The organism is Pelagibacterium sp. H642 (assembly GCF_031202855.1).
Taxonomy (GTDB): Bacteria; Pseudomonadota; Alphaproteobacteria; order Rhizobiales; family Devosiaceae; genus Pelagibacterium.
Genome location: NZ_CP101829.1, coordinates 139477 through 158288, shown reverse-complemented (window position 1 = coordinate 158288; position 18812 = coordinate 139477). Strand labels below are relative to the sequence as shown.

15 protein-coding genes are annotated in these 18812 nt (G+C 64.0%); 9 read left to right on the top strand and 6 right to left on the bottom strand.

What is annotated here, in order from left to right:
- Positions 1 to 113: 113 nt before the first annotated feature.
- The 9 genes from NO934_RS00820 to glpD all read left to right on the top strand — a co-directional run bounded on the left by NO934_RS00820 (position 114) and on the right by glpD (position 12150).
- Positions 114 to 1367: a thiamine pyrophosphate-dependent enzyme gene (locus NO934_RS00820; RefSeq protein WP_309161625.1), complete on the top strand. Its 1254-nt coding sequence runs from the start codon at positions 114 to 116 to the stop codon at positions 1365 to 1367.
- A gap of 265 nt (positions 1368 to 1632) precedes the next feature.
- Positions 1633 to 2652 carry an alpha-ketoacid dehydrogenase subunit beta gene (locus tag NO934_RS00815; protein ID WP_309161624.1) on the top strand — a complete coding sequence of 340 codons (1020 nt, stop codon included), beginning with the start codon at positions 1633 to 1635 and terminating at the stop codon, positions 2650 to 2652.
- Positions 2649 to 3974 (top strand): dihydrolipoamide acetyltransferase family protein, encoded by a 1326-nt coding sequence (locus tag NO934_RS00810; RefSeq protein WP_309161622.1) that lies wholly within the window; start codon positions 2649 to 2651, stop codon positions 3972 to 3974. The genes NO934_RS00815 and NO934_RS00810 overlap by 4 nt, the downstream gene beginning before the upstream one ends.
- Positions 3975 to 4271: 297 nt before the next feature.
- On the top strand, positions 4272 to 5423 hold the full coding sequence (locus tag NO934_RS00805) for an isovaleryl-CoA dehydrogenase (RefSeq protein ID WP_309161621.1): 1152 nt from the start codon (positions 4272 to 4274) through the stop codon (positions 5421 to 5423).
- A 229-nt stretch (positions 5424 to 5652) separates the two neighbouring features.
- Positions 5653 to 7272, top strand: coding sequence for a carboxyl transferase domain-containing protein (locus NO934_RS00800; protein ID WP_309161620.1), 1620 nt, complete (start codon positions 5653 to 5655; stop codon positions 7270 to 7272).
- A gap of 3 nt (positions 7273 to 7275) precedes the next feature.
- A complete protein-coding gene (locus tag NO934_RS00795; RefSeq protein WP_309161619.1) occupies positions 7276 to 9309 on the top strand; it encodes an acetyl/propionyl/methylcrotonyl-CoA carboxylase subunit alpha in 2034 nt (677 codons plus the stop codon).
- Positions 9306 to 9758 (top strand): MaoC family dehydratase, encoded by a 453-nt coding sequence (locus tag NO934_RS00790; RefSeq protein WP_309161617.1) that lies wholly within the window; start codon positions 9306 to 9308, stop codon positions 9756 to 9758. The genes NO934_RS00795 and NO934_RS00790 overlap by 4 nt, the downstream gene beginning before the upstream one ends.
- Positions 9755 to 10600 (top strand): CoA ester lyase, encoded by an 846-nt coding sequence (locus NO934_RS00785; protein WP_309161616.1) that lies wholly within the window; start codon positions 9755 to 9757, stop codon positions 10598 to 10600. Before NO934_RS00790 ends, NO934_RS00785 begins: the two co-directional genes overlap by 4 nt.
- 44 nt (positions 10601 to 10644) lie before the next feature.
- Positions 10645 to 12150, top strand: a complete 1506-nt coding sequence (gene glpD, locus NO934_RS00780; protein WP_309161615.1) for a glycerol-3-phosphate dehydrogenase — start codon at positions 10645 to 10647, stop codon at positions 12148 to 12150.
- Between the two features lie 16 nt (positions 12151 to 12166).
- On the opposite strand, the gene NO934_RS00775 is transcribed toward glpD, so the two are convergent.
- From NO934_RS00775 to NO934_RS00750, 6 genes are read right to left on the bottom strand one after another with little or no spacing between them, the layout of a single operon-like run.
- Positions 12167 to 12538, bottom strand: a complete 372-nt coding sequence (locus tag NO934_RS00775; protein WP_309161613.1) for a hypothetical protein — start codon at positions 12536 to 12538, stop codon at positions 12167 to 12169.
- Between the two features lie 4 nt (positions 12539 to 12542).
- Positions 12543 to 15077 (bottom strand): cytochrome c oxidase subunit I, encoded by a 2535-nt coding sequence (ctaD, locus tag NO934_RS00770; protein WP_309161611.1) that lies wholly within the window; start codon positions 15075 to 15077, stop codon positions 12543 to 12545.
- Between the two features lie 3 nt (positions 15078 to 15080).
- Positions 15081 to 16145, bottom strand: a complete 1065-nt coding sequence (locus NO934_RS00765) for a sodium:calcium antiporter (protein ID WP_309161610.1) — start codon at positions 16143 to 16145, stop codon at positions 15081 to 15083.
- Positions 16145 to 17125 (bottom strand): cytochrome c oxidase subunit II, encoded by a 981-nt coding sequence (coxB, locus tag NO934_RS00760; protein ID WP_309161608.1) that lies wholly within the window; start codon positions 17123 to 17125, stop codon positions 16145 to 16147. The genes NO934_RS00765 and coxB overlap by 1 nt, the downstream gene beginning before the upstream one ends.
- Complete coding sequence (locus NO934_RS00755; protein WP_309161606.1) at positions 17122 to 18246, bottom strand: c-type cytochrome; 1125 nt, start codon at positions 18244 to 18246, stop codon at positions 17122 to 17124. The genes coxB and NO934_RS00755 overlap by 4 nt, the downstream gene beginning before the upstream one ends.
- Positions 18239 to 18787: a cytochrome c oxidase assembly protein gene (locus tag NO934_RS00750; protein WP_309161604.1), complete on the bottom strand. Its 549-nt coding sequence runs from the start codon at positions 18785 to 18787 to the stop codon at positions 18239 to 18241. Before NO934_RS00750 ends, NO934_RS00755 begins: the two co-directional genes overlap by 8 nt.
- Positions 18788 to 18812: the final 25 nt, after the last annotated feature.

Below are 18812 nucleotides of genomic sequence, written 5' to 3'. Positions count from 1 at the left end.
GGACAATATATCTACGGATCGGGGGAAAATGCCGAAAACGAAGTCATAACTTCCCCCTCGATTGGTAGTAGTATTCGGATTGTTGGAATGTTGCAATCGGGGAGGAGAGCAACATGGACGACCGCGCATCCGCTGCCAAGCCCAATCGGCCACAGCTTTCGCTGCATGTGCCCGAGCCGCCGGCGCGTCCCGGGCAGGAGCCCGATTTTTCCCACATCGCGGTCTCCGAAGCGGGCGCCACCCGCTGCCCCGATATCGCCGAGCCTGAATCCGCCCTGCGCGATCTGCCCTATGGCCTGGTCCGCGTCCTCGACGAGGCGGGCAGGGCGGTCGGCCCGTGGGACCCGCGCCTCGATCCAGACACGCTGCGCGCCGGCCTGCGCACCATTCTCAAGACGCGCCTTTTCGACGATCGCATGTTCCGCGCCCACCGCCAGGGCAAGACCAGCTTCTACATGAAGTCCCTGGGCGAGGAAGCCATCGGCGCCGCGCAGGCGCTTGCCCTGGAAGCGGGCGACATGAACTTCCCGTCATACCGCATGCTCTCCTGGCTGATGGCGCGCGGCTATCCGCTGCTCGACCTTTGCAACCAGATCTTTTCCAACGAGCGCGACCCTCTGCGCGGCCGCCAGCTTCCCATCCTCTATTCGGCCCGCGATTACGGCTTTTATTCCCTCTCGGGCAATGTCGGCTCCCGCTTCGGCCACGCCGTGGGCTGGGCGATGGCCTCGGCCTATAAGCACGACGACGCCATCGCGGTCGGCCATGTGGGCGACGGCACCACAGCCGAGGGCGATTTCCACGAGGCGCTGACCTTCGCCTCGGTCTATAAGGCGCCGGTTATTCTCTGCGTCGAAAACAACCAATGGGCCATCTCGTCCTTTTCCGGCATCGCTGGGGCAGGGGCCACCACCTTCGCCGCCAAGGCGCTGGCCTACGGCATTCCGGGCCTCAGGGTTGACGGCAATGATTTCCTCGCCGTCTACGCCGCCACCCTCTGGGCCGCCGACCGCGCCCGCGCCAATTTCGGTCCCACGCTCATCGAATTTTTCACCTACCGCGCCGCCGGCCATTCGACCTCCGACGATCCCACCCGCTATCGCCCCGAGGACGAGGCGAGCAGATGGCCCCTGGGCGATCCCCTGGAGCGCCTGAAACAGCACCTCATCGCCCTCGGCGAATGGTCCGACGAGCGCCACGAGGCGCTGACCGCCGAATTGACCGCCGAGATCAAAGCCGCCGTCAAACAAGCCGAAGCCATCGGCACGCTTGGCGTCTCCAAGCCCAACCCGCGCGAAATGTTCGAAGACGTCTTCGCCGAGCCGGATTGGCGGATTCTGGAGCAGCGGCGCGAGGCGGGAGTCTGAGGATGACTGCGCTGTCCTACCTTCGATCCCCAACACCTCCCCACCGCCAACCCGTCATCCCGGGCGAAGACCCGGGATCCAGTACACTCCGCGCTGGCGATGCACCCGCTGAGGCTCCCTTGACCGCTGAGCATACTGGATCCCGGCTCAAGGCCGGGATGACGGTGGGATTTGGGGCGGGCCGGGTGGCTCTGTTCCGACCGCTTCCCCTCGCGGAGTTTGGGGCGAGCGCCAAGTCCATTTCTCACGCCTCGGAGCTTTCCCCATGCCCCGCATGAACATGATCCAGGCGCTCAACTCCGCCCTCGACGTCAAGCTCGCCACCGACCCCGACACCCTGATCTTCGGTGAGGACGTAGGCTATTTCGGCGGCGTGTTCCGCGTCACTGAAGGCCTGCAGCAAAAACACGGGCTAACCCGCTGTTTCGATTCCCCCCTTTCCGAAGGCGGCATCGTCGCCACCGCCATCGGCATGGGCGCCTATGGGCTGCGCCCGATTATCGAAATCCAGTTCGCCGACTATATCCTGCCCGCCTACGACCAGCTCGTCTCCGAGGCCGCCCGCCTGCGCTATCGCTCCAACGGCGAATTCTGGTGCCCCATCACCGTGCGCTCGCCCTATGGCGGCGGCATTTTCGGCGGCCAGACCCATTCGCAAAGCCCCGAGGCGATCTTCGCCCACGTCACGGGACTGAAAACCGTGATCCCGTCCAATCCCTATGACGCCAAGGGCCTGCTTCTCGCCGCCATCGAGGAGGACGATCCGGTGATCTTCCTCGAACCCAAGCGCCTCTATAACGGCCCCTTCGACGGCCATCACGACAAGCCGCTGACCACCTGGGCCGAGCACCCCTCCGGCGAAGTCCCCGCCGGCCATTACACCATCCCCCTCGGCTCTGCGGCCATCGTCCGCGAGGGCCGCGAGGCCACCGTCCTCGCCTATGGCACCATGGTCCATGTCTGCGCCGCCGCCATCAAGGAATCGGGCGTGGACGCCGAACTCATCGATCTGCGCTCCATCGTGCCGCTCGATATCGACACCGTCGCCGCCTCGGTTAAAAAGACCGGCCGCTGCGTCATCGTCCACGAGGCTTCGCGCTATGGCGGCTTCGGCGCCGAACTCTCCGCGCTGGTGCAGGAGCGGTGCTTTTACCACCTGCGCGCGCCCATTGAGCGCGTCGCCGGCTGGGACACGCCATACCCCCACGCCTTCGAATGGGACTATTTCCCCGGCCCGGCCCGCGTGATGAAGGCTTTGAAGCGCTGCGTGGAGGCCGTCGCATGAAGACGTTTGAGTTCCGACTTCCAGACATCGGCGAGGGCGTCGCCGAAGCCGAGATCACCGCCTGGTACGTCAAGGTCGGCGATATTGTCGAGGAGGACCAGACCCTCGTTGACGTCATGACCGACAAGGCGACCATCGACATGACCTCGCCGGTGGCCGGCAAGGTGCTCAAGCTGCACGGGGCCGAAGGGGACAAGGCGCCGGTGGGTTCAGTGTTGGTGGAGCTGGAGATCGAGGGGGAGGGGGATGTCGAAGCGACGGCGACTCCATCTTTCCCCGCCGCCAAACACACCACCGCCATCCCGGGCGAAGACCCGGGATCCAGTAAACTCGGCGCCGGGGATCGATCTTCCGCCGCGCCTCTCGCATCCGCCGAGCGTACTGGATCCCGGCTCGAGGCCGGGATGACACCGGGGGAGGGAGGGGCCGGCGATCCCATGGAGAACGCCTCCCCCATCCTCGCCGCCCCGGCCACCCGACGCCGCGCCGAGGACCTCTCGATCGATCTTGCGGACGTCACCGGCACCGGCCCGGAAGGGCGCATCACCGACGCGGACCTCGACGCCTATCTCAAATCCCGCGCCCCCGCGCCAGCGGCCCGCGAGCGCCATGGCGTCAATGAGGTCAAGATCATCGGCCTGCGTCGCAAGATCGCCGAGCGCATGGAGCTCTCCGCCCGCACCATCCCGCATTTCTCCTATGTGGAAGATTGCGACATGACGGCGCTCGAGGGCCTGCGCCGGGAGATCAACGCCTCGCGCCAGGGCACCCAACCCAAGCTCACGCTGCTGCCGTTCTTCATGCGGGCGCTGGCGCAACTGCTCCCCGAATTCCCTTTCATCAACGCCCATTTCGATTCCGAAGCCGGCGTGTTGCACCAGTTTGAGCCCATCCACATCGGCATCGCGACGCAAACCGCCGATGGGCTGATGGTCCCCGTCGTACGCCACGCCGAAGCGCTCGATATCTGGGACTGCGCCCGCGAAATGAGCCGCGTTACCAACGCGGCCCGCGAGGGCAGGGCGTCGCGGGATGAACTCTCGGGCTCCACCATAACATTGACCAGCCTCGGCGCCTTGGGGGGCGTGGCGGCGACGCCGATCATCAACCACCCCGAAGTGGCGATCATCGGCCCCAACAAGCTGATCGGCCGCCCGGTGTTCATCAACAATCAGGTGACGGTCCGCACCATGATGAATCTCTCTTCGAGCTTCGATCATCGCATCGTGGATGGCTATGAGGCAGCGAAGTTCATCCAGCGGCTGAAGCGGCTGCTGGAGAACCCCGCGCTGATCTTCGTCGAGAAACGGAGTTGGGGATGAGCGCAGTCCCGCTGTCCACCACCACCTCAGCGCCCCCCTCATCCCCATCCCTTCTCCCACCAGGGGAGAAGGGGGCTCTTTTGGCAACGTCTCGGTTCTTGCCGAAACGCCGCCCAGCACTACCCTTTTCCCCTGGTGGGAGAAGGTGCCCCGAAGGGGCGGATGAGGGGGGCTCTGAGCCGGCACAACCTTCAACGTCGATGTTTGTCCCAGATCACCTTCTCCCTCAAGGGGAGAAGGGAAGATTGCCGCTGGCGCTGCAGCAAAATCCGGAAGCCATCGCGGAGACCCACTAACATGACCCATCTCGACTTCTCCCTCGGCGAAATGGCCGACACCATCCGCGAAACCACCCACCGTTTCGCCACCGACAGGATCGCCCCGCGCGCCGCCGAGATCGATGAAACCAACACCTTCCCCATCGACCTCTGGCCGGAAATGGGCGAGCTCGGCCTGCACGGCATCACGGTAGAGGAGGAGCATGGCGGCCTTGGCCTGGGCTATCTCGAACATTGCGTCGCCATGGAAGAAGTCTCCCGCGCCTCGGCTTCGGTCGGCCTCTCCTATGGCGCGCACTCCAATCTCGCGGTCAACCAGATCCGTCGATGGGGCAACGAGGAGCAGAAGCGCAAATACCTGCCTAAGCTCATCTTGGGCGAACATTTGGGCGCGCTGGCCATGTCCGAAGCCGGCTCGGGCTCCGATGTCGTCTCCATGTCGCTGCGGGCCGAAAAGAAGGGCGATAGCTACACCCTCAACGGCACCAAGTTCTGGATCACCAACGCCCCCAAGGCCGACGTGCTGGTGGTTTACGCCAAGACCGATCCCGCCGCAGGCCCCAAAGGCATCACCGCGTTCATTATCGAAAAGGGCATGAAGGGCTTTTCCGTCTCCCCCAAGCTCGACAAGATGGGCATGCGCGGCTCGGACACCGCCGAACTGGTCTTCACCGATTGCGAGGTGCTGGCCGAGAACGTCATGGGGAGCGAAGGGCAGGGGGCGAAGATCCTGATGTCGGGTTTGGACTACGAACGCGTCGTCCTCGCTGCTGGCCCCTTGGGCATCATGCAGGCGTGCCTCGATACGGTTCTTCCCTATATCCGCGACCGCAAGCAGTTCGGCCAGCCCATCGGGTCGTTCCAACTCATGCAGGCCAAGATCGCCGATATGTATGTCGCGCTCAACTCGGCCCGCGCCTATGTCTATTCGGTCGCCAAAGCGTGCGATGCCGGCAAGACCACCCGCTTCGACGCCGCCGGCGCCATTTTGCTGGCCTCCGAAAACGCGGTGAAGGTTTCCCTCGAAGCCGTTCAGGCGCTGGGCGGCGCCGGCTATACCAAGGAATGGCCGGTGGAGCGCCTCGTCCGCGATGCCAAGCTCTATGATATCGGCGCGGGGACCAACGAGATCCGACGGTTTTTGATCGGGCGGGAGGTGATCGGGATATGAGTACCCTTGAAATCGCTGTTTTTCAGCGGCGCTTGCCCCAAGAGCCCCCCTCTCCCCTGGTGGGAGAGGGGCCGGGGGTGAGGGGGGCGCTGAGCTTCAACGCACACCCTCACTGGCGTCGCAACCTCAGCGCCCCCCTCATCCGACCGCTTCGCGGCCACCTTCTCCCACCAGGGGAGAAGGGTAGAGCGCCGCTGGCGTGGGGGCAAAAAACGGATGGAGGCGCCTGATGACCGGCCCTGTCCTCCACTCCGCCATCAACTCGGCCGATCCCGCTTTCCGGGCCAACGCCGAAAAGAACCGCGCCCTCGCGGCCGAACTGCGCGAGCAAATCGCCAAGGCCGCGCTTGGCGGCCCGGAGCACGCGCGTCAGCGCCACACGGCACGCGGAAAGCTCCTCCCGCGTGAGCGCGTCGAACGCCTGCTCGATCCCGGCTCGCCCTTCCTCGAAATCGGCCAACTTGCCGCCCACGGCCTCTACAATGGCGAAGCCCCCGGCGCCGGTCTGATCTGCGGCATCGGGCTGGTCTCGGGCCGGTTTGTGATGATCGTCTGCAACGACCCCGCCGTCAAAGGTGGCGCCTATTTCCCCATGACGGTCAAAAAGCACCTCCGCGCCCAGGAGATCGCGCTGGAGAACCGGCTCCCCTGCATCTATCTGGTCGATTCCGGCGGCGCCAATCTGCCCTACCAGGCCGAAGTGTTTCCCGACCGCGACCATTTCGGCCGCATCTTCTACAATCAGGCGCAGATGTCGGCGCAATCCATCCCCCAGATCGCCTCCGTCATGGGCTCCTGCACCGCCGGCGGCGCCTACGTCCCGGCCATGAGCGACGAGACGGTCATCGTTCGCAATCAGGGAACGATCTTCCTCGCAGGTCCGCCATTGGTGAAAGCCGCGACCGGCGAAATCATCTCCGCCGAAGAACTTGGCGGGGCCGATACGCATGGGCGAAAATCGGGCGTGGTCGACCACATCGCCGAGAGCGACGAGCACGCCCTGACCATCGTTCGGCACATCGTTGATACGCTACCCCGAACAGAGGCGCCGATCACGGACACATTCCCCGACCCCGACCCGTATATTGACGATATGCAGGCGCTCTACGGGATCATTCCTCCCGATGTCCGGGCTCCCTACGATGTTCGTGAGGTGATCGCACGATTGGTCGACAACGCCCGATTTCAGGAGTTCAAGGCCGCATATGGCACAACGCTCGTTACCGGATTTGCCGAGATCTGGGGCACAAAAATCGGCATCATCGCCAACAACGGCGTGCTGTTCTCCGAAAGCGCGCTGAAGGGCGCGCACTTTATCGAACTGTGCTGTCAGCGTCGCATCCCCTTGCTTTTCCTGCAAAATATTTCCGGCTTCATGGTCGGCGGCAAGTACGAGGCCGGCGGAATCGCCAAGGATGGCGCCAAGCTGGTCACCGCCGTCGCCACCGCCACGGTGCCGAAAATCACCGTCATCATCGGTGGCAGTTTCGGCGCCGGCAATTACGGAATGTGCGGACGCGCTTACTCCCCCCGCTTCCTGTTCACCTGGCCCAACGCCCGGATTTCCGTCATGGGCGGGGAACAGGCCGCCTCGGTGCTGGCCACCGTCAAGCGCGATGGCCTTGAAGCCAAGGGCGAAAACTGGAGCGCGGAGGACGAGGAGGCCTTCAAGAATCCTATCCGCGAGCGATACGAAGCTGAGGGCAACCCTTATTACGCGACGGCCAGAATGTGGGACGACGGCATCATCGATCCCGCCCAAACCCGCGATATTCTGGGCCTGGCCTTCCGCGTGACGCTCAACGCACCGATCCCCGACCGCCCGCAATTCGGGCTTTTCAGGATGTAAGCGATGGTCAAGCGTCTCCTCATCGCCAATCGCGGCGAAATCGCCTGCCGCATCATCCGCACCGCTCGGCGCATGGGCGTTGAAACGATTGCGGTTTTTTCCGATGCCGATGCCGGTGCGTTGCATGTGCGCATGGCCGACGGAGCGGTCCATATCGGCCCGTCGCCCGCCAGCGAGAGCTATCTCGATGGCGCGAAGATCATCGCGGCGGCCAAGGAATCAGGCGCGGATGCCATCCATCCCGGTTTCGGGTTTCTTTCGGAAAATGCGCAGTTCGCGCAGGCGGTTATGGATGCGGGCCTGACCTGGGTCGGCCCCGATCCGGCATCCATCGAGGCCATGGGTTTGAAGGATGCCGCCAAGAGGCTGATGGCCGAAGCGGGCGTGCCGATCACGCCCGGTTACATGGGCGAAGATCAGTCGCTCGACCGGCTTATCCCCGCCGCCGACGAGATCGGCTATCCTGTGCTTATCAAGGCCGTAGCCGGCGGGGGCGGCAAGGGGATGCGACGGGTCGAAAGGAAAGAGGATTTTTCTGCCGCGCTGGAAAGCTGCAGGCGCGAAGCCAAAGCCGCATTCGGCGACGATCGTGTCCTGATCGAAAAATACATAACCCGCCCGCGCCATATCGAGGTGCAGGTATTCGGCGACAGGCACGGCAATGTGGTGCATCTTTTCGAGCGCGACTGCTCGGTGCAGCGCCGCCACCAGAAGGTGATCGAGGAAGCCCCGGCGCCGGGCATGGACGAGGTGACCCGCGAGGCCATCTGCGCCGCCGCCGTTAAAGCCGCCCAAGCCGTCAACTACGTAGGGGCGGGCACGATCGAGTTCATCGCCGATGCTACGGAGGGCCTCAAGCCCGATCGCGTCTGGTTCATGGAAATGAACACGCGATTGCAGGTCGAGCACCCCGTCACCGAACAGATCACCGGCGTCGATCTCGTCGAGTGGCAATTGAGAATCGCTGCGGGAGAACATCTCCCCAAGTCGCAGGAAGATCTGCGTTTTTCGGGTTGGTCCGTCGAAGCGCGGCTTTATGCCGAAGACCCCGCCAGGGACTTCATGCCTTCGACGGGGCGTCTCGAGATTTTCGATCTTCCAGGGGGCGTGCGCGTGGAGACCGGGGTGGAGCGGGGCGATGCCATCACCTCGTTCTACGACCCCATGATCGCCAAGCTGATCGCTACCTGCGAAACACGGGAGCAGGCGGTCGACCGGCTTCGCGCGGCGTGTGAGGCCGTCGCGATTTATCCGGTCAAAACCAACGCCGCCTTCCTCGCCCGCGTGCTTGGCAATGCCGAGTTCCGCGCGGGAGGAGTCGATACGGGCTTCATCGAGCGGCACGGCGAGGCGTTGACTCGATCTGGTGAGCCATCGGCGCAAGTGCTTGAACTGGCGGCGCAATCCTTCCTGCCCGAAGGGCAGGGGCCGTGGCAGCGGCTTGTCGGTTTCCGCATGAACGCCGAGCAGCGCCGCGAGGTGCGGATGCGGTTTGGCGATAGCCTTGTGCTTGCCGCGCCCCCCTCATCCGACCCGGCTTCGCCGGCCCACCTTCTCCCACCAGGGGAGAAGGGGCCCCTGGGGCCAGCTTTTGTGCATGGGCCGCAAGCTCCGAACTCGCGGTTGCCCCCTCTACCCTTCTCCCCTGGTGGGAGAAGGTGGCCGCGAAGCGGTCGGATGAGGGGGGCGCCACGAACGCAAGCGCCCCGGCTTATTCGCAAGTCACCTCACCAAGCCCTCATCGCCTACGGGGGCGAAGTTTTCGCCTTCACCCCGGACCGTACTGAAGCCAGCCATGGCGCTGCTGCGGGCGATGGGGCGATTGCCGCCCCGATTCCCGGCAAAATCAGCGCCATCGCCGTACAGAACGGGCAGGAGGTTTCAAAAGGCGACACGTTGCTCATCCTCGAAGCGATGAAGATGGAGTACACTCTGTCCGCACCGTTTAATGGCGTGGTCGAGGAGGTCACGGCGGCGGTGGGCGATCAGGTCACCGAAGGCGCGGTGCTGGTGCGGATCGGGGAGGAAGGCCGATGAGCGGACGTTATTATGAGGAATGGACCGTGGGCGATGTCATCGCCCACCCCATCCGCCGCACCGTGACCGAGACGGACAATCTCCTCATCACCGCGCTCACCCATAACCCCCAGCCGCTGCATCTCGATGCGGAATATGCCGCCGATACCGAATTCGGCCGCATCGTGGTCAACGGGACGTTCACATTCGCGCTGATGGTGGGGCTTACGGTGGGGGAAACCACCCTGGGCACCCTCGTCGCCAATCTTGGCTATGACGCGGTGAAGATGCCTCGGCCGGTGTTTGTCGGTGATACCCTGCGCGCCGAATCCCAGGTGATTTCACTGCGCGCATCGGAAAGCCGCCCCAAGGCCGGCATCGTCACCTTTTCGCACCACGCGATAAATCAGCGAGACGAGGTCGTTTGCACCTGCACGCGCACCGCGCTGGTGCAGCGGAGGCCGCAATGAGGCTGCGCTCGCTGCTCTTCGTCCCCGGTGACCGCGCCGACCGCATGGAAAAGGCGGTGGCCAGCGGTGCCGATGCGGTGATCCTCGATCTCGAGGATTCCGTGCTGTCCGAGCGAAAGCCGTGGGCCCGCAAGGATGTCGCCCGCTTTCTCGGCTCTGCTACCCGGCCTGTTCCGCTCTTTGTCCGCGTCAATCCGCTGGGGAGTTCAGAGGTCGCGGCAGATCTCGAAGCCATCTTGCCGGCCCGCCCGGACGGGCTGGTTTTGCCGAAATCGGAATCGGGAAGCTCGGTCGCTGAACTCGCGGCGATGCTGGGCCTGCTCGATACAAAGATCCTGCCCATCGCCACCGAGACGCCGAAATCCATCTTCGGGCTGGGCACCTATGGCGCGGTTGCCAGCCGGTTGTGCGGGCTCACCTGGGGCGCCGAGGACCTGCCCGCCGCCATCGGCGCCACCAGCGCGCGCGAGGAAGATGGCAGCTATACCGCCCCTTACCAACTGGTGCGCAACCTAGCGCTTTTCGCCGCTCACGCCGCCGGCGTTCCGGCCATCGAGACGGTCTATCCCGACATCGCCGACACGGACGGGCTCGCAGCCTATGCCAAGCGCGGGCGGCGGGACGGGTTCACGGGAATGCTGGCCATTCACCCCAGCCAGATCGGCGTCATCAACGACGCCTTTGCGCCCACCAACGCCGAAATCGCCCATGCCCAGGCGGTGGTCGCCGCGTTCGCCGACAATCCGGGGGCCGGCGCCATCAAGCTCGACGGCAGGATGGTCGACCGCCCGCATCTCAAATCGGCGCGGCGGCTGTTGGAATCGGCTGCCATCAAACCGTAACTTTCCCTTCGTATTGGCGCCCAATTCGCGCTACGGATTGCGGCATGTCTTCTGGTTCTCCTTCCCCATCGGCTCCGGTCGATCTCTTCATCATCGGCGGCGGCATCAATGGAAGCGGCATCGCGCGCGATGCGGCGGGACGGGGGTTTTCGGTGTTCCTGGCCGAAATGGACGATCTGGCCTCGGGCACCTCGTCGGCTTCGACCAAGCTGATCCATGGCGGGCTGCGCTATCTCGAGCACTATGAATTCCGCCTGGTGCGCGAGGCGCTGATCGAGCGGGAAATCCTCTGGTCGATGGCCCCGCACATCATCTGGCCGTTGCGGTTCGTCCTGCCGCATCACAAGGGCCTGCGGCCCAAATGGCTGCTGCGGCTGGGGCTGTTCCTTTACGACCATCTCGGCGGCCGCAAGCGCCTACCGCCGACCGCGACGCGCGACCTGACGCAGGATCCGCTCGGCAAGGTCCTGAAGCCCGGCCACACCACGGCGTTCGAATACTCCGATTGCTGGGTGGACGATGCGCGCCTCGTCGTGCTCAACGCCCGCGACGCTGCGGCCCGCGGCGCGACGATCCGCACCTGGACCAAGGTGGTTGGCGCGCGCCGTGAGGGCGGTTTGTGGCATATCGAGATCGTCGACAAGAGCACCGGCACTCAGGAGACGATCACGGCCAAAATGCTCGTCAACGCCGCGGGGCCGTGGGTGGAACAGGTCCTCGGCTCGGCGCACAGCCATGCGGTCCGGCTGGTCAAGGGCAGTCATATCGTCGTCAGGCGGCTCTACGACGATCCGCGCTGTTTCTTCTTCCAGAACTCGGATGGCCGCATCTTCTTTGCCATTCCCTATGAGCGCGATTTCACCCTGATCGGCACCACCGACGCCGATTTCTCCGGCGATCCGGCGGAGGCTTCGATTTCCGAAGCCGAGATCGATTACCTGATCGCAGCCGCCAATGGCTACTTCGCCAGCGAGATCGGCCGCGACGATATCGTCTGGACCTATTCCGGCGTGCGCCCGCTCTATGATGACGGCGCATCCAAGGCGCAGGAGGCGACGCGCGACTATGTGCTCAAGGTCACAGGCGAAGGGGAGGAGCCCAAGCTGCTGACCGTGATCGGCGGCAAGATCACCACATATCGCCGGTTGGCCGAGGCTGCGCTGGAGCATGTGGAATCGGCGCTGGGCACGCGGAAGAGCAAATGGACTGCCGGGGCGCAATTGCCGGGTGGGGCCTTTGGCGTCAACGGATTCGGAACCGAAGTCGCCGGGCTCAAGGAGCGGTACGGTTTTCTTTCCGGCAGCGAAGCCGAAAAGTTGATCCGTCGCTATGGCACCGAGGCGCAAGTGATTCTGGGATCAGCAGAATCCGCCGATGACCTCGGCCACGATTTCGGCGCCGGGCTCTATGCGGCAGAAGTGGATTTTCTCATGCGCAACGAGTGGGCGCGAACGGTCGAGGACATCCTTTGGCGCCGGACGAAATACGGTCTGCATGCCGAGCGGATCGATGTCGGTGCGCTCGAGGCGTATCTCGCCAATGCGAGCTGATGCTTCGGCAGGCCTCTTACCGCAGCGCGCCACAGGCCGGCAGCATCACCGAGCCCAATGCGGCGTAGAGCATGGCGAGCAGCGAGAGTGCGTTTAGCGCCCGCATCACCCAAAAGAGGAAGCCGCGTTGGTCGGGGGCAGGCGGCTCGCCGGCCATGAGACGGTAAAGTCCGCCGGGCCAGATCATCCCAGCCGCTGCAAGCGCCGCAGTAACGATGCTGGCCACGACGACATAGATCGTTATCGCCGGCTGGCTTACCGTGCCGAAGGCGCAGAGGGCCGATTGGCCGCCATAGATCATCAGAAGCTGCGAGGCCCAGCAGATCGGCCCGTAGACGATGAAGATGAAGGCGGCCATCATGCGTCGGGCAGAGGCGATATCGCTCATCGGTTCACCCTGTCAGTCGTGGGAAGCCATGGATCAGCACAAGGCCGAAAAGCCCTTGGGCGGCGGTGTAGTAGTAGAAAAGCGCGGCGTTATCGAAGGTCACCCGCCGCACCGCGTCCATCTGCCCCGTCACGTGCCGCGCGGCCGCGAACAGACACATGATCACCACCGCGAAAGCGCACTGCGCGGTGAGTACCGCGCCCATATAGACCATGGCGCCATAAGATGATGCTCTTGGGTCGAGGCCGGTCTGCATATGTCCCCAGATCTCCAGCCCGATTGCGCCCGCCAGCAGGAGCGCGGCGACCACCAGACCGCCAATCGCGGCAATGCTCTTGCGGCCTTGGGGCGGCAGGTTGCGCCCGACCCAGTAGATCAGCGCCGAGCCGCCGATGATCATGGCCGCGCTGGCCAGTGGATAGAGCAGGGGGGGCGGCGCCGGCGAACCGTTTGGTGCCCAGACCTCGGGGGAAACCGTCCAGAGATAGAGGTAGGAAAAGACGTAGCTTATATAAAGCGAGGCGGCGACCAGCATCAGCACCACCATGGCCCACCAGCTATGCGACAGCGGCCCGGTGACATAGGTGGGCACCTTGACGCCGCCCCCGATATCCACCTCACCGATCCCCGGCTTGTCCAGGTGCCAGGTCCAGACAATGCAAGAGACGATGGCCAGCACGGCGCAGGTGAGGGCGATTTCCACCTGCTTGACGGTCAGAAGCAGGAAGAATGCCGCCGTAAAAGCGGCCGCGAAGAAATGGGTCCAGCTCGGCCCCGGCATCTGCAGCACATATTGCGGCTTGGCCTCGACGGCCGACGTCACCAGCGTTTCCCGTCCGCCAGTGGGCGCGCCGGGAAGATAGTGCAGGCCCTGTTCCACTTCCTCGGGGAGGCTGGGGCGGTCCCAAACGGGCTCACGGCTGGTGACGTGTGGGATGGAGCGGGTGGAATAGACGTCGTTGGGCAGGAACTCCAGCGTTCCCGCACCCCATGGGTTCTGCAGTTCACTGTTGCCGAAGCGGAAATCGCGGATGAGATCGACGATGAACACGGCGACGCCGGCGGCAATCACGAACGAGCCGGCCGTCGAGATCATGTTGAGGATGTCCCAGCCAAGGTTTGACGGATAGGTCCAGACCCGCCGGGGCATGCCGGCAAGGCCGGTGATATGCATGGGAAAGAACGTGACGTTGAAGCCGATGAACATCAGCCAGAACGCCCATCTGCCGAGGCGTTCCGACAGCATCTTTTTGCTCACCATCGGCGCCCAATAATAGAAGGTGGCAAACAGCGGGAATACCATGCCGCCGATCAGGACGTAGTGGAAATGGGCGACGATGAAGTAGCTGTCATGGGCCTGGAAATCGAAGGGCACGACGGCCACCATCACCCCGGTCAGCCCGCCCAGTGTGAAGATGAACAGAAAACCCAGGATGAAGAGCGAGGGCACGGTTATGCGGAACCGCTGCCGTCCGGCCGCCATCGTCGCGATCCAGGAGAACACCTGAATGCCTGAGGGGATGGCGACCGCCATGCTCGCCGCCGAGAAAAAGGCGAGGCTCAGGCCCGGAATGCCGGTCGTGAACATGTGGTGGACCCACAGCCCGAAGCTGAAAAAGCCCGTCGCGATCAGCGCCACGACGATCAGCCGATAACCCACGAGCGGGGTCTGGGCCATGGTGGGGATCATCATCGAGACCAGCCCGGCGGCGGGCAGGAAGATGATGTAGACTTCCGGGTGCCCGAAGAACCAGAACAGGTGCTGCCAGAGCAGCGAATCCCCGCCCAATTCGTGCGAGAAGAACGGCCAGCCGAAGGCGCGTTCGATCTCGAGCAGCATGGTGGCCAGGATCACGGCGGGGAAGGCGAAAACGATCATCGCCGCAAAGATCAGCATCGCCCAGGCAAAGATCGGCATCTTGTCGAGCGTCATGCCCGGCGGGCGGGTGCGGAGCACGCCAATGATGATTTCGATGGCCCCGGCGATGGCCGAAATTTCGATGAAGCCGATACCCAGCAGCCAGAAATCGGCATTATTGCCGGGCGAATATTCGGTGAGCGTGTTGGGCGGATACATGAACCAGCCGCCCTTGGGCGCCAGGTCGTAGAAGATGGTGGAAAAGAACACCAATCCGCCGATCACATAGGCCCAGATGGCGAAGGCCGAAAGGCGCGGAAAGGGCAGGTCTCGCGCCGCCAGCATTTGCGGCAGCAGCATCACTCCCAGCGCTTCGACGGCCGGAACCGCGAACAGGAACATCATCGTCGTGCCGTGCACGGTGAAGAGCTGGTTGTAGAGATCCTGGGAAACCAGGCTGTTGTCGCCCACAGCCAACTGCGCCCGCATCACCAGGGCGAGAATCCCGGCGAGCACGAAGAACAGGAACGCGATCCCGATATAGAAGGTGCCGATCACCGTGTTGTTGACCGCCGTGGGCAGCCGCCAGCCCTTGGGCGTGGCCCAAATGCGCTTGAGATCCTCGATCTCCTGCTCGGGGCGAGGGCCTTGGTTCGGTAATTTATCGAGGGTGTCAGTCATCGCTCACCGCAGGAAGAACATCACGACGAGGCCCGCCGCGTAACAGAGGAGAACGGCGGCCGAATCCAGCCCCATCCGGAAAATCGTCTTGTCGCCCCGCTCGGCCATGCCGATGATGAACAGCGCCGTCACCGCGATACCTAGCAGCGCGCCGAACGTGGCGAAGGTATCGACTTGCGACAGGACCGGCTCGCCGGTCGCCACCAGATCGATGACGAAGACCAGCCCGACATTGATAAGGTTGGTGCCCAGAATGTCTGAGACGGCCAGGGTGTAGAGCCCGGCGCGGGCGGCCGTGATCGTGGTGCTGAACTCGGGCAGGGACGTTGCGAATGCCAGCAGCACGAACCCGATGACGCCTCCGCCCAGCCCGGTCTGGTTGGCCAGCGCATCGCCGGTGCGCGAGAGCAGGTAGCCGGCGACCAGAATGACCAGGGCCAGCCCGGCGGTGCGCAGCAGCAGGCCACGCAACGAGCGTTCGGAATGCTCCTGGCTGGCGCGCTTTTCGGCTTCGGCCTGTTGTTCCGAAAGGTCTGTGTCGACCTTGCCGTGCTGAGCCGCCAGCCACGATCTCCGCCCCTGGGAATTGGCGAGGATATAGACCGAAAAACCATAGGCGGCGATGCTGACCCAGGCCCATGCGCCAATTCCCAGGATCGGGAAATCACCGACGATCATGCCGGCGGTGGCGATCGCGATTAGCAATACGTTCAGCCCGCCTTGCAGGAGGACCATGGGATCGGGAATAGACGAAGTCAGCGCGCGCCGGCCAATGGCCAAATCGACGATGGCGAGAATGACGACCTGAACGGCGATCGAGCCGAAAAGGTTGTTGATGGCCAAGGCCGACGCGCCGGTGGCCGCCGAGGTGACGGTTGCGCCGATCTCGGGCAGAGAGGTGATCCCGGCAAGCAGCAACAGCCCGATGGCCGCTTGGCCGATTCCCGTCTTGTCGCTGATGGCGTTTGCATAGCGTGTGACCCGCGCGCCGGCGAACCAAACGACAACGGCGGCAACGGCGAAAATGCCGAAATTGATGAATGGATTGAAGCCGGTGAAATCGATCATCACTGTAATCCTTCGAGATAGGCAGCGAGATCGGAAATCTGTTCTTCCGAAAAGATGTCATACGCCGGCATGCGGTTTTCCGGCTTGATGTGCTGGTTGTCGACAATCCATTGGGCAAACGCCGCCTGGGTGTTGGGCAGCGTCGCGGCCGCAAGGCTATGGCGGCTGCCCACATGGGAAAGATCGGGACCCACGACGCCTCGGGCCGCGGTTCCGCGCACCGCGTGACAGGCGCCGCAGCCGGCCTGATTGAAAAGATCTTGGCCACGCGCCGCCGCCTCGCTTGCCGGTGCGGCCGCAGGCGCCGCTTCCCTCTCCAGCCAGGCGGCAAAGTCCTCAGGCGATTGAGCGACGAGATGGAAAGCCATCAGCGCATGGGCACCGCCGCAATATTCGGCGCATTGCCCCCGGCTGATACCCTGCTGGGTCGCCGTCACCGTCAGGGTGTTGGTACGCCCCGGAATCATGTCGAGCTTGCCCGCGATCTGTGGCGCCCAGAAACTGTGGATGACATTGGTGCTGGTCAGCGCGATCTCCACCGGCTCGCCGACCGGCAGGTGAAGTTCGTTGGCCGAAACCACGGTTTGCCCATCCGGGGTGTGATAGGTTACCCGCCACCACCACAATTCTCCGGCGATCTCGACGCGGAGGCCACCTTCGGCCGCTTGTGGCCGGTCGCCGGCGCGCATGAGCACAAAGCCGTAGATCAGCAGAGCCGTGAGGACCACGACCGGAAAGGCGAGGCCCATGACGGTAATGAACCGCTCGGACGAAAGCGTTCGTCTGACCTTTCCGCCAAAAAGGGCGAGCGCGGTCGCCGCGAGCACGATCAGCAGTATGACGGTGCCGCCCGCCGTCATGATCCAGAACAGGGTGGCGACCCGCTCGGCCTCTTCGCCCGTGGGATGAAAGGCTGATTGCATTGGCGAGCAGCCGGAAAGCGTCAACGCGATGAGGAGGAGGGCGGCAATGAGCTTCATTGTGACGCCTCGGCTTCGGGCGGCGTCAGGCTAGCGAAAAAGGCGCTCACATCCCTGATCTGTTCGGGACTCATACGCTGGCCGACAATCGACATGATCTCGCCATAGCCGGTTTGCGCTCGCCCGCCTCCGCGCCACAGTTCGAGCTGGCTTTCGAGATAGCGCGCCGACTGACCGGCAAGCTCGGGGAATTGCGGGTTGCCATTGCCATGACAGCTCAGGCAGGCCGGCACATCGTCCGCCGGTACGCCCTGGGCGGCGATCTGTCCGCCGCGTGCGATGCTGTCCGGATCGGGCGAGCTCTGCGACGCGCGCGGCGGCAGACCAGCGTAATATTCCGCCAGTTCGGTGATGTCGTCATCCGTTAGCCCATAGGCAGCGGGAAGCATGTAGCCGCTGGGCCGGATGCCGTCGCGATATTCGCGCAGGGCGCGCTCGAGATATTGGACCGGCTGGCCCGCCAGTTCGGGCACCAGGGCGCTGACCGGCGGAGTTTCGGCATCTCCGTGACAGCGGCTGCATTGGGTGAGAACCTGGAAACCGAACTCGGCGGTCGGCTGCCCGTCGGGACTGCGATCGGCAATCACCGCGCTTTCCTCCTGCCGGCGATTGAGATCGATGAGATAGGCCACGAGCGGCCAGACCTCGTCGGACCGGTTATCCGCCGGCCAGGCGGGCATGCCTGTATATTTTATGCCGTTGTCGATCAGCCAGAACAGGGCGCCCGCATCGTAGTGCTCGGGGGCGTAGGTCAGATCCGGCGGGTTGGGCAGCATGGCTGAAATGACCGGGTTGAGCACTTCGCCGGGCAATCCATGACAGCTCGAGCATCCGCCGAGGAAGTGCTCGCGGCCCAGCGCGATCATGTCGGGGTCGTCGAGATTGGGAACATCGACCGTATCGGCGCGGGCGCGGATCGACTGATCGCGGACCGTTTCGAGGATTTCGGTGGTGATATCCCAGTGCTGTGCCTTGGCGCTGATGTTGTAATAGCCAGTCCAGACGAATACGCCGGCGCCTACCGCGAACACGCCGACCACGAACAGAACGGCCAGACCGAGGCGTTGCCAGCGCGTGAGCGCGCGCACCATCTCGACCCCTTCGTCCCGCTTGTCAGGCATCGGCACGCCCCTGCGCTTCCAGGGCCAGGAACCAGCGGGCAGTGATCCATACGCCGGCGAGAACGTAGGTGAGCGGACAGGCGATGAGCATCATCAAGCCCGCCATCTGTTGGTCGGCGAGCGAGGCGGTCATGGCGTGCCCATGATGGGTCATCTGCCCGAATACCAGGCGGGGCGAAAAGACCAGGAGCGCGCCCAAAAGGCAGAAGAGCTTGCCCGTAACGAGCAGCGCGAAGATCGAGCGCCACAATCCGGTGGCCGGCATGGAGGCGATGGCAAGCCAGAACCACGCGGCCGAGATGACGAGGCTCAGATGCATCAGCGCCATCAGCAGGGGCGATGCCATGGCCGCTTCAAGCACGGTCGGCGCATGCCAGCCCCAAAGCAGGATGAGCTGGAGGGCCGCCGCGAACGGCCAGGAGCGCGCCAGAAGCTGGGAGCGGTACTTGACGACAAAAAAGATCAGCGCGGGAACCGCTAGGTTCATGAGCGCGATGTGCTGCAGCATGTGGCTGCTCAGCGGGCCGATATCCCCCATCATGGACTTGCCCCCGGCGGTAACCCTC

Bases quoted from the DNA above. Each gene is read 5' to 3' on its own strand.
- NO934_RS00820 (WP_309161625.1), top strand. From the start codon at position 114: ATGGACGACCGCGCATCCGCTGCCAAGCCCAATCGGCCACAGCTTTCG.
- NO934_RS00815 (WP_309161624.1), top strand. From the start codon at position 1,633: ATGCCCCGCATGAACATGATCCAGGCGCTCAACTCCGCCCTCGACGTC.
- NO934_RS00810 (WP_309161622.1), top strand. From the start codon at position 2,649: ATGAAGACGTTTGAGTTCCGACTTCCAGACATCGGCGAGGGCGTCGCC.
- NO934_RS00805 (WP_309161621.1), top strand. From the start codon at position 4,272: ATGACCCATCTCGACTTCTCCCTCGGCGAAATGGCCGACACCATCCGC.
- NO934_RS00800 (WP_309161620.1), top strand. From the start codon at position 5,653: ATGACCGGCCCTGTCCTCCACTCCGCCATCAACTCGGCCGATCCCGCT.
- NO934_RS00795 (WP_309161619.1), top strand. From the start codon at position 7,276: ATGGTCAAGCGTCTCCTCATCGCCAATCGCGGCGAAATCGCCTGCCGC.
- NO934_RS00790 (WP_309161617.1), top strand. From the start codon at position 9,306: ATGAGCGGACGTTATTATGAGGAATGGACCGTGGGCGATGTCATCGCC.
- NO934_RS00785 (WP_309161616.1), top strand. From the start codon at position 9,755: ATGAGGCTGCGCTCGCTGCTCTTCGTCCCCGGTGACCGCGCCGACCGC.
- glpD (WP_309161615.1), top strand. From the start codon at position 10,645: ATGTCTTCTGGTTCTCCTTCCCCATCGGCTCCGGTCGATCTCTTCATC.
- NO934_RS00775 (WP_309161613.1), bottom strand. From the start codon at position 12,538: ATGAGCGATATCGCCTCTGCCCGACGCATGATGGCCGCCTTCATCTTC.
- ctaD (WP_309161611.1), bottom strand. From the start codon at position 15,077: ATGACTGACACCCTCGATAAATTACCGAACCAAGGCCCTCGCCCCGAG.
- NO934_RS00765 (WP_309161610.1), bottom strand. From the start codon at position 16,145: ATGATCGATTTCACCGGCTTCAATCCATTCATCAATTTCGGCATTTTC.
- coxB (WP_309161608.1), bottom strand. From the start codon at position 17,125: ATGAAGCTCATTGCCGCCCTCCTCCTCATCGCGTTGACGCTTTCCGGC.
- NO934_RS00755 (WP_309161606.1), bottom strand. From the start codon at position 18,246: ATGCCTGACAAGCGGGACGAAGGGGTCGAGATGGTGCGCGCGCTCACG.
- NO934_RS00750 (WP_309161604.1), bottom strand. From the start codon at position 18,787: ATGATGGGGGATATCGGCCCGCTGAGCAGCCACATGCTGCAGCACATC.